At 69.9% G+C, this 8,668-nt stretch carries 13 protein-coding genes; 6 read left to right on the top strand and 7 right to left on the bottom strand.

Translation table 11 applies throughout. From position 1 onward, the window contains the following. Window positions 1-2: 2 nt before the first annotated feature. From BLT28_RS11630 to BLT28_RS11620, 3 genes are read left to right on the top strand one after another with little or no spacing between them, the layout of a single operon-like run. Window positions 3-218, top strand: a complete 216-nt coding sequence (locus tag BLT28_RS11630; protein ID WP_030433809.1) for an MbtH family protein — start codon at window positions 3-5, stop codon at window positions 216-218. Beyond that, window positions 215-1,159, top strand: coding sequence for a TauD/TfdA family dioxygenase (locus tag BLT28_RS11625; RefSeq protein WP_030433808.1), 945 nt, complete (start codon window positions 215-217; stop codon window positions 1,157-1,159). Before BLT28_RS11630 ends, BLT28_RS11625 begins: the two co-directional genes overlap by 4 nt. A gap of 33 nt (window positions 1,160-1,192) precedes the next feature. After that, the gene (locus tag BLT28_RS11620) at window positions 1,193-2,341 is read left to right on the top strand and encodes a cytochrome P450 (protein ID WP_052408272.1); all 1,149 of its coding nucleotides are present in this window, start codon (window positions 1,193-1,195) and stop codon (window positions 2,339-2,341) included. Window positions 2,342-2,376: 35 nt separating this feature from the next. On the opposite strand, the gene BLT28_RS40885 is transcribed toward BLT28_RS11620, so the two are convergent. The 3 genes from BLT28_RS40885 to BLT28_RS11605 are packed head-to-tail and all read right to left on the bottom strand — an operon-like array spanning window position 2,377 to window position 3,829. Further along, complete coding sequence (locus BLT28_RS40885; RefSeq protein ID WP_231950852.1) at window positions 2,377-2,736, bottom strand: penicillin acylase family protein; 360 nt, start codon at window positions 2,734-2,736, stop codon at window positions 2,377-2,379. Beyond that, window positions 2,733-3,140, bottom strand: coding sequence for a penicillin acylase family protein (locus tag BLT28_RS11610; protein WP_030433805.1), 408 nt, complete (start codon window positions 3,138-3,140; stop codon window positions 2,733-2,735). The genes BLT28_RS40885 and BLT28_RS11610 overlap by 4 nt, the downstream gene beginning before the upstream one ends. Further along, window positions 3,137-3,829, bottom strand: a complete 693-nt coding sequence (locus BLT28_RS11605) for a hypothetical protein (RefSeq protein ID WP_030433804.1) — start codon at window positions 3,827-3,829, stop codon at window positions 3,137-3,139. Before BLT28_RS11605 ends, BLT28_RS11610 begins: the two co-directional genes overlap by 4 nt. A gap of 59 nt (window positions 3,830-3,888) precedes the next feature. On the opposite strand from BLT28_RS11605, the gene BLT28_RS11600 reads away from it, so the two are divergent. Beyond that, window positions 3,889-4,668: a MerR family transcriptional regulator gene (locus tag BLT28_RS11600; protein ID WP_030433803.1), complete on the top strand. Its 780-nt coding sequence runs from the start codon at window positions 3,889-3,891 to the stop codon at window positions 4,666-4,668. Here the strand turns inward: BLT28_RS11600 and BLT28_RS11595 are convergent. After that, window positions 4,655-5,239, bottom strand: a complete 585-nt coding sequence (locus BLT28_RS11595; RefSeq protein ID WP_030433802.1) for a TetR/AcrR family transcriptional regulator — start codon at window positions 5,237-5,239, stop codon at window positions 4,655-4,657. The two genes, BLT28_RS11600 and BLT28_RS11595, sit on opposite strands and share 14 nt — an antisense overlap. A gap of 72 nt (window positions 5,240-5,311) precedes the next feature. Between BLT28_RS11595 and BLT28_RS11590 the strand changes: the two genes are divergently transcribed. Further along, window positions 5,312-5,701 (top strand): DUF4345 domain-containing protein, encoded by a 390-nt coding sequence (locus BLT28_RS11590; protein ID WP_030433801.1) that lies wholly within the window; start codon window positions 5,312-5,314, stop codon window positions 5,699-5,701. On the opposite strand, the gene BLT28_RS11585 is transcribed toward BLT28_RS11590, so the two are convergent. Continuing rightward, the gene (locus tag BLT28_RS11585; protein ID WP_231950851.1) at window positions 5,653-6,312 is read right to left on the bottom strand and encodes a GlxA family transcriptional regulator; all 660 of its coding nucleotides are present in this window, start codon (window positions 6,310-6,312) and stop codon (window positions 5,653-5,655) included. The two genes, BLT28_RS11590 and BLT28_RS11585, sit on opposite strands and share 49 nt — an antisense overlap. A 394-nt stretch (window positions 6,313-6,706) precedes the next feature. Here BLT28_RS11585 and BLT28_RS11580 point away from each other — a divergent pair, with 394 nt between their 5' ends. After that, the gene (locus BLT28_RS11580; protein WP_030433799.1) at window positions 6,707-7,510 is read left to right on the top strand and encodes a dienelactone hydrolase family protein; all 804 of its coding nucleotides are present in this window, start codon (window positions 6,707-6,709) and stop codon (window positions 7,508-7,510) included. Here BLT28_RS11580 and BLT28_RS11575 read toward each other — a convergent pair. Further along, a complete protein-coding gene (locus BLT28_RS11575) occupies window positions 7,507-8,010 on the bottom strand; it encodes an HNH endonuclease signature motif containing protein (RefSeq protein ID WP_083383718.1) in 504 nt (167 codons plus the stop codon). The two genes, BLT28_RS11580 and BLT28_RS11575, sit on opposite strands and share 4 nt — an antisense overlap. 42 nt (window positions 8,011-8,052) lie before the next feature. Next, complete coding sequence (locus BLT28_RS11570) at window positions 8,053-8,625, bottom strand: DUF222 domain-containing protein (RefSeq protein WP_083383717.1); 573 nt, start codon at window positions 8,623-8,625, stop codon at window positions 8,053-8,055. Window positions 8,626-8,668 lie beyond the last annotated feature (43 nt).

Below are 8,668 nucleotides of genomic sequence, written 5' to 3'. Positions count from 1 at the left end.
CGATGACCAACCCGTTCGAGGACGAGAACGGCACCTACCACGTCCTGGTCAACGACGAGAACCAGCACTCGCTGTGGCCCACCTTCGCCGAGGTGCCCGCGGGCTGGCGGGTCGTGCTCGCCGACAGCACCCGTCGGGCGTGCCTGGACCACATCGAGGAGAACTGGACCGACATGCGGCCCAAGAGCCTGGTGGAGGCCATGGAGGGGCCGAGATGAGCACGCTGACCCTCAGCGCCGGGGACCGCGCCGACCTGGACACCCTGGCCCGCGAGCTGGCCGATGGCGGAGCTGTCGACGCCGCGTGGGTGGACCGGGTCCGCGACGCCTGGGAACTGACCCCGATCACCCTGCGTCAGGGGATCCGGCGCTACCGCAGGCATTCCGGGCCACAGGGCGCGTTGCTGCTGCGCAACCTGCCGGTGGACGAGTCCGCGCTGCCCGGCACCCCGTCTGTCGCGGGCTCGGTGCAGCGCACCACCAGCGCCCCCGCCGCGGTGCTGGTGCTGCTGGCCTGCGGACTCGGTGACCCGATCGCCTACGCGGCGGAGAAGTCCGGCGCGCTGGTGCAGGACGTGGTCCCGGTGCGCGGACATGAGCAGGTGCAGGGCAACACCGGCTCGGCGATGCTCAGCTTCCACACCGAGAACGCCTTCCACCCGCACCGGCCCGACCACCTGATCCTGCTGTGCCTGCGCGCCGACCACGACCGCGTCGCCGGGCTGCGCACCGCCTCGGTCCGGGAAACCCTGCCGCTGCTGGACGAGGACACCGCCAAGATCCTCTCCAGCCCGGAGTTCCTCACCGCGCCCCCGCCCTCCTTCGGCGGTGGCGAGGGCACCGAGCCGCACCCCGTGCTGCACGGCTCGCCGGAGGACCCGGAGCTGCGCGTCGACCTCGCCGCCACCACCGCGCTGACCGACCAGGCCGCGGCCGCGCTCATCGCGCTGCGCGAGGCCTTCGCGCGGACCATGCGCTCGGTCCGGCTCGTCCCCGGTGACCTCGCGGTGGTCGACAACCGCGTCGCCGTGCACGGCCGGTCGCTGTTCCAGCCGCGCTACGACGGCCGCGACCGCTGGCTGCAGCGCACCTTCGTCGCGGCCGACCTGCGGCGCTCCCGCGACCACCGGCCCGGCGACAGCCTCGTGCTGACCCGCTGAGCGCCGATCCGACCAAACTCTCTGGGGGAGTACGTGACCGAGATCAGGGAAAGCCAGGCCGATGCCCTCCTGGGCCCGCTGCCGCCGTTCATCGACCTCGGCGCCGAGCCGGGCATCCGCGAGGTGGACACCCCCACCGGCGACCGGATGTGGCTGGTCAGCGACTACGAGCTGGCCAAGGACGTGTTGCGGGACACCAGGTTCAGCCGCGTCGAGGCGGTGCGGCCGGACGCGCCGAAGGTGGCCCACGCCGCGCCTTCGCCGGAGTCCATGACCAGCATGGACGGCCCCGAGCACGCCAGGCTGCGGCGCGTGGTCGCCGCGGCCTTCAGCCAGCGCAGGGTCGCCACCATGGCCCCGTTCGTGACCGGGCTGACCGAGCGCCTGCTCGACCGGATGCAGGAGCGCGGCGCGCCGGTGGACTTCGCGACGGAGTTCGCCACGCCGCTGCCGCTGGGGGTGCTCAGCGAGCTGCTGGGCATCCCGGAGGGCGACCGTGAGCAGTTCAGCTCCTGGGTCGACGTGCTCTTCGACCTCACCGTGACCGACTCCGCGGACACCAGGAGCAAGCGCATCCGCCTCGTCTCCTACATGTCCCGGCTGATCAACGCCAAGCGCCGCGAACCCGGTGCGGGCCTGATCAGCGAGCTGATCCAGGTCAAGGACGCCGGGGACGTGCTCTCCGAGCGGGAGCTGGTGCACATGGGGCTGACGCTGCTGATGGCGGGCTACGAGAGCACCGCGGGCCAGATCGCGCTGACCGTGACGGAGCTGCTGCGCAGGCCGGAGCGCTACCGCGCACTGGTCGCCGACCCCGGCCTCGCCCCGTCGCTCGCCGAGGAGTTCCTGCGCACCAACCCCGCCGCGGCGATCAACTTCCCGCGCGTGGCCAGCGAGGACGTCAAGGTCGGCGATGTCGTCGTGGAGAAGGGGCAGGGCGTGGTGGTGTCGCTGATGGAGGCCAACCGCGACCCGCTCGCCGCCTCCTTCCAGCAGCACCTGGCGTTCGGCTACGGCGTCCACCGCTGCCTCGGCAGGCACCTGGCGCGGTTGCAGCTGGCCACCGCGCTGCGCGGGCTGGCGCGCCGGTTCCCCGGGCTGAGCCTGGCACCGGGTGAGCCGATCGAGTGGAAGTCGGTGATGGGCGCGCGCGGCATGTCGCGGCTGTCGCTGGTGTGGTGAGGCCCGTCGTCCTTGCCGGACAAGGGAAAGGCTCTTCACGAGCCGCTTGGTGAAGAGTCCTTCCCTTGTCCGGGAAGCCGGTTGTACCGCCCGTGGAGCCAGCCGTCCATCCCCGAGTAGTACCACCGCGAGAAGCGCCGGTCGGACGGGCCGCCCGCGAGGCAGCTCTGCCAGCCGGTCTCGGCGAAGTCGGTCACCATGCGGAAGGACGGGGCGAACGTCGTCAACCGCCCGGCGGAGCGGTAGATCTGCGCCTGGTGGGGAGTGGCCCGCCCGCCGGCCAGGGTGACCGGACCGCGGTCGAACCCGGCCAGTCGCGGCAGTTTCCCGCCGAGCAGCATGTGGCTCATGACCACGCCCCGCCGCCTGCCCCACGGCACCGGCCGCCCGGTCAGCGCCGCGGAGGCAGCCGCCGCGAACAGCTCCTCGCGCGTCCTCCCGCCGAACCAAGGTGACTGCTGGGCACCGATCGGGACAGCACCAGGTTCACACCGTCCACATAGGCGTCGAGCCGTTCGCGCGCGGACGCGCTGAGGCCGGCCGTCTCCCGCTCCAGGTCGCCCTGCCAGTTCACCTTGCGGAAGAAGAGGTCCACCTCGACCAGCTTCGGGTCGAGCAGTTCCGCGCAACGCCCGCGGGCGAGGATGCGCGTCATGAGCATCTGGAGCGCGCGGTCGGTCGCGTGCGCGATGCCCAGCCCTCGGTGGATCCCGAGCTCGGTACCGGCCCGCACGGTGATCACGCCGTGCTCGCCCCGGTGCAACGACACCAGGTCATCGGTGTGGATCGTCCGGCTCATCGCAGCGGCCGGAGGCTCGTGATGATGTGGTGCACGTGCGCTTCCGGAACCTCTTCCGGGATACCCCGGTCCGTGGAGATCACCAAGGTTGCCGCGACCCGGCCGCTGCGCACCACGGCAGCTCGCACGGCTCCCTTCGACGGCGTGCACGCGTCCGGCTTCGGCGCGGTAGCGTGCGCCGTCACCTGCGTCAGCTCCATGCCGTTGACGGTGAAGGTGACCGGCGTGTCCAAGGTGACCCCGGGTGCCTGACCCGTGGTCCGGAACGCCAGTTCGGCCCAGCTCTTGGCGGTGTTCGTGGCTTCGGTGGCCAGCGGCCCCGCGTCGAGCTTGGTCAGCCCGGCCAGGCCGCGTATGCCCCCGCGCTCGCCGTTCGCGCTGACGCAGTGGTTCTCGCGGTACGTCGCGGTCGCCCGCGCGGCGACCAGGTCACCGCTGTCGTCGTCGTTCTGGAAGCCGATGGCCGCGTCGGTGGCGCGGACCTTCCAGTCCGGCGGCACGTCGTAGGCGAGGCCGTGGGACTCCGAGATCACCGGCGTCCACCCCGAGACGAGCGGGAGCAGTGCCGAAGGCCGGATCGACGGGGGCGCGGTCTCCGGCACCGCCTGTCCCGCGGTCGCGGTCGTGCAGCCCGCCGCGGTCACCACCACGAGTGCGAGCGCGGCCAAGTGATCGTGCGGCTTCGCCATGCGCCGTACCGTAGCTGTTGACCCTCACACCGTGTCATGGGCTGAAGTCGGTTTTCGTCATGTTGAGCATCGGAGAACTCGCCGGCCGCACCGGGGTCTCGGTTCGGATGTTGCGCCACTACGACGCTGTCGGGCTGGTGCTCCCGGAGCGGGTCGACCCGGCAACGGCCTATCGCTGGTACTCGGAGTCGCAGGTCGGCCGGGTGAACAGCGTCGTCGCGCTGAAGCGGCTGGGGTTCACGCTGGAGCAGTGCCGTGCCGCGTTGGACGACCGGGTCGGTGCCGAGCGGCTGACCGCGATGTTGCGCCTGCGCCAGGAAGAGCTGGAAGCGCGCATCGCGGCGGACTCCCGCAGGCTCGCCGAGGTGCGGCGGCGGCTCCGGGCGATCGAGAGGGGACAGGTCATGACCGATGACACGCTGTGCTTGGGGCCGTTGCCCGCGCTCCGCCTCGCCGGGCTGAGCGCGGAGGTCAACGACACCAGCGAGATCAGCGCGGTGGTCACAGCACTGGAGGACCGGCTGGACGCGCCCGGGCCCGTGATCCGCGCCTACTACGGGCGCCCGGACGGATCCAAGATCGAGGTGGCGGTGGGTGTCCGGCTCGCCCCCGACGCCGGCCCGGGGCCAGGGCTGGAGCTGGTGGAGCTGCCTGGTGAGCCACGAGGCGCGATCGTCACGCACACGCGCTCCGATGAGGACACCAGCGATCCGTGGCTGACGGTCGACGTCGCGCTGGGCGCCCGCGGGTTGGAGTCCTACGGCCATTACCGCCAGATCCCCTTGGGGGACCAAGTAGTCGAACTGCACTGCCCGGTGCGCGAGATCAACCAGTGCTGACGACCGGCTCCAACGCTCCCCACAGCGCGCCGAGGCAGACAGCGCGCAGCCGCTCACGGGAGTAGGCCCGATTGGCCAGCCAGTCCACGCACAGCGTGCGAACGAACACCAGCCAGCTCGTCAGCACCGCGGTCACGACCTCCCTGATCCGTTCGTCGAAACCCGCGGCGTCGAGCACGCGCTGCCGCAGCGTGGCCAGCTCCTCGTCGATGATCGCCTGGATGACCTGGTCGCCCGCGAGGTCCCGGTTGGCCGCGAGAATGGCGTGCCCGTTGGCGGCGAAGTAGTCCAGGTGCGCGTCGAGGGCCGCCGAGACCTGCTCGGCCACGGGGAGATCGGGATCGAACTCCGAGGCGGCCAGCAACCGCTCGGCGGCCTGCCGGTAGATCGCGGCGAACAGGTCGCGCTTGGTCGGGAAGTAGCGGTACAGCAACGCGCGGGAGATGCCCGCCTGCTCGGCGATGTCCTCCATCAGCACGTCTTCGTAGGGCTTCGCCGCGAACAGTCGTGCGCCTGCGTCGAGCAGCTCGGCTCGGCGCTCGGCCGGGTCGAGCCTGCGGCGTCTGGTCACGCGACCACTGTACTTGACACGTGTCTACTAGCGGCCCACTGTTAGTAGACACGAATCTACTAAGGGGGTGGAATGGCCAGGCTGCTCAGCGGGCTCGTGTGGGCCGCGGGAATCGCCTGCGCGGCGATCGGCGTCTACCACCTCGCGCTCGGGGTCGACTCGGTCCCCGGCGCGGAGACCGCAGGTGCCACCGTGGACAGCCGGGAACGGTTCTACGGAGCCATTTTCCTCGGGTACGGACTCGCGTGGATCTGGGCGGCGCGGCAGTCGCCGATCCCGTCGAACGCCGTGCGGTGGCTCGCGGGCATCCTGTTGCTCGGCGGGGTCGGCCGGGTCCTGTCGATGCTCGTCCATGGCCAGCCGCACTGGTTCCAGATCCCGCTGACCGTCATCGAGTTCGTCCTGCCGCCGGTCTACTTCTGGCTTGCCACCGCCGACGAGCGCCGGAACGTCGCGCGGTAGTGGCTCGGGCGCCGCCCCGTGTGCTTCGCGAAGAGGGCGGCGAACGTCCCGGCATCCCGATATCCCACCGCAGTGGCGATCCCGGAGACGGTGCGGTCCGTCGTTTCGAGGAGGTGGCGCGCACGCCGAACCCGTGATGCCTGTAGGTACCCAAGCGGGCTCTGCCCGGTCTCCTCGGCGAAGCGCCGCAGCAACGTCCGCGTGCTGACCGCGAAGGTCCCGGCCAGCGCGCCGAGGTCGTAGCGCGCCGCGAGGTTCTGGTCCAGGTGCCGCATGACCCTGCGGGAGAACTTGTTGCCGGGCTTGGGAAGGAGCCCCGCTTCGACATAAGGGGTCTGGGATGTCCGCGCGTCGTCGAGAAGAGCGATACGGGCAGTTGTCCGGGCCACGTCGGCGCCGCTGTGTTCTCGGATCAGTTCGAGCGCGAAGTCGTACACAGCACTGAAAGCGGCCGTCGTCGTCACGCCGGTGTCGGTGACGACCAGGCGCTCGCATCGGACGTCGGTATCCGGGCAGCGCCGAGCCAGCTCGTCCGCGAACAACCACGACGTCGTCGCCAGGCGTCCGTGCAGAAGTCCTGCCTCAGCAAGCAAGAACGCGCCGACGCAGATCGAGACGACCGCGTTGCCCGTGGCGGCGTGCGCGCGGATCGCGGCGATCTCGGGGAGAGCGCCGCCAGCTTCGCGTCGACCCCCGGCCCCACTTCGAAGCCCGGCACCACAAGGACATCCACCTCGCGTAGTGCCGAGACCGCCAACGCCACACCGCCCGCGGCGATGACGCGACGCCGCGAGGACATGATCGCCACCTCGTACCCCGCAGGGTCCGCGCCCGCGACGTGCTTGGCGATCGTCAGGAGATCAGGCACGCCGAACACCTCGGACGCGAAACAGCCCGGATAGGCCAGGACACCCACGCGCAGCGCACCCACGGTGGCGAGATTACCCGTGAATACGGCGGTCCCGCCTATGGTCCGAGCGAGGGGCCACGGCCCAGGCTGTCGGCATGCGAGACCTTGACGATCCGCTCACCGACTTCACCCGCCGCACCGTGGACGTCGACGGAGTGGAGAAGACCGTGTACGTCGCGGGCTCCGGCCCGGCCGTGGTGCTGATGCCGGAGATGCCCGGCATCAGTCCCGATGTCCTTCGCTTGGCGCGGTGGATCCGCGAGGCGGGCTTCACCGTCCACGTCCCCTCGCTTTTCGGCGTCGACGGCGCCTACCCCACGGCGGAAGGCGGCGTGGAGATCGCCAAGCGCGCGTGCGTCAGCGCCGAGTTCCGCGCTTTCGCCGGCGGTGGCACCAGCCCCGTCACGTCGTGGCTCCGCGGCCTGGCGCACTTGGCGCACAAGGAATGCGGTGGTCCCGGTGTCGGTGCGATCGGGCTGTGCTTCACCGGCAACTTCGCCCTCACCATGACCCTGGAACCGGCCGTCGTCGCGCCTGTCGTCAACCACCCGTCACTGCCGTTGGACGACCCCGCCGGACTTGAGATCAGCGACGAGGACGCGCGCGCCGTGCGCGACCGCATCACGCGGGACGGCCTGACGGTTCTGGCTTACCGCTTCGAGAACGACCGCTGGTGCACTGGCCAGCGCTTCGCTGCCTACCAAGCGCTCCTCGGTGAGGCGTTCGACGGCCGCGTCCTTCCGGGTGGCGCCGGTAACCCTAGTCCACCACCGTTTTTCCGCGATGTGGTCGGCACTCCGCACAGCGTCGTCACCGCGCACCTCGTCGACGAGGACGGTCATCCCACCGTGCGGGCGAGGGACGAGATCCTGGCTTTCCTGAAGGACCGCCTGCTTTAGAAGGGCGCGGGTTCGGCGATGGGTTCGAGTTCGGTCTCGATCACCTTGCCACTCGGCGTGGTCCACGCATGCGTCCCGTCGGGCCGGTTCTCACAGGACCAGTTGGAGTGGGTCTTCATCCGGTGGTGGTGCCTGCACTTCGGGCGCAGGTTCTGCACCGTGGTGTTGGTGCCGTCGAAGGGACAGCAGTGGTCCAGGTCGCAGCGGTGGGCGGGTTGGTTGCAGCCGACCATCGTGCACGTGGGATACCGGGCGTTGATCAGCTCGCGTTGCGCGGGGGTGGGCCGGTAGGTGGTGATGTGCTCGGCCATCCCGGTCACCGGGTCGGTCAGGATGCGCTTCCAGATCCCGCTCGCCGCGACATCGGCCACGATCGGCGCGGGCAGCGGCCCGTACCCGGTGAGCATCACCGGGTCCGTGGTCAAGCCCAGGATGTTCGTGATCGGCATGGTCAGGTTGACGCACACCTCACCCTGCGGGGCGGGTGTTTCCTTGCCCATCAACAGGTCTGCCGCAACGTCAGATCGTTTCTGGTCCAGCGTTCAGTCATCTTTCGGTAGTGCCCGGGCGATGCGGTCGATCCGATCGAAAGCCAAGGCCGCGTCGAGCGCGGGCAGCACGACGCGCAGCGAGCACATGCCATCGTCGAGGTTGAACTTCTCCACCAACCGCTGCTTGCGCTTCTCCTCATAACGCCGCAACGCCGCCTCGGCATCCAGCTTGAGGACATACCGCCGGGCATAACGTTGGCTTGCGGTGTAGTTGTGCGATGCCGCATGCGCAATCAACACGGGTTCGGCGATCGCCTGGTTGGCCGCGTCGAGGACACTGACCTGATCGATGATCATCAACGCCTTGCCCTCATCGATCCGCCCCTCCGACAAGGCTTCCAGTACAGCCGGATGGTCGATCAGCGACATGGCGCGGTCGATGAGCTTGTTGCCCTTGACCTGGGAAACATGCAGCAGGGGCATGAGGACATCCCCGGCGTACTGCTGCACTTGCGGGTCGAGGTCGTCATAGAGCTTCATCAGGGTTGAGGCGAAGTCCGCCACCGCACGCCCGATGGCGGCGTAGGCGGCGACGAGTTCGTCTTCGATATCGGCAGGGGCCATACTCCTATTTTAGCGTCTGCAAATAGTGGATCATGGCTCTACG

The organism is Allokutzneria albata (genome assembly GCF_900103775.1).
Lineage (GTDB): Bacteria > Actinomycetota > Actinomycetes > Mycobacteriales > Pseudonocardiaceae > Allokutzneria > Allokutzneria albata.
The sequence above is the reverse complement of the archived record's forward strand: the minus strand, read 5'-3'. Positions and strand labels throughout refer to the sequence as shown.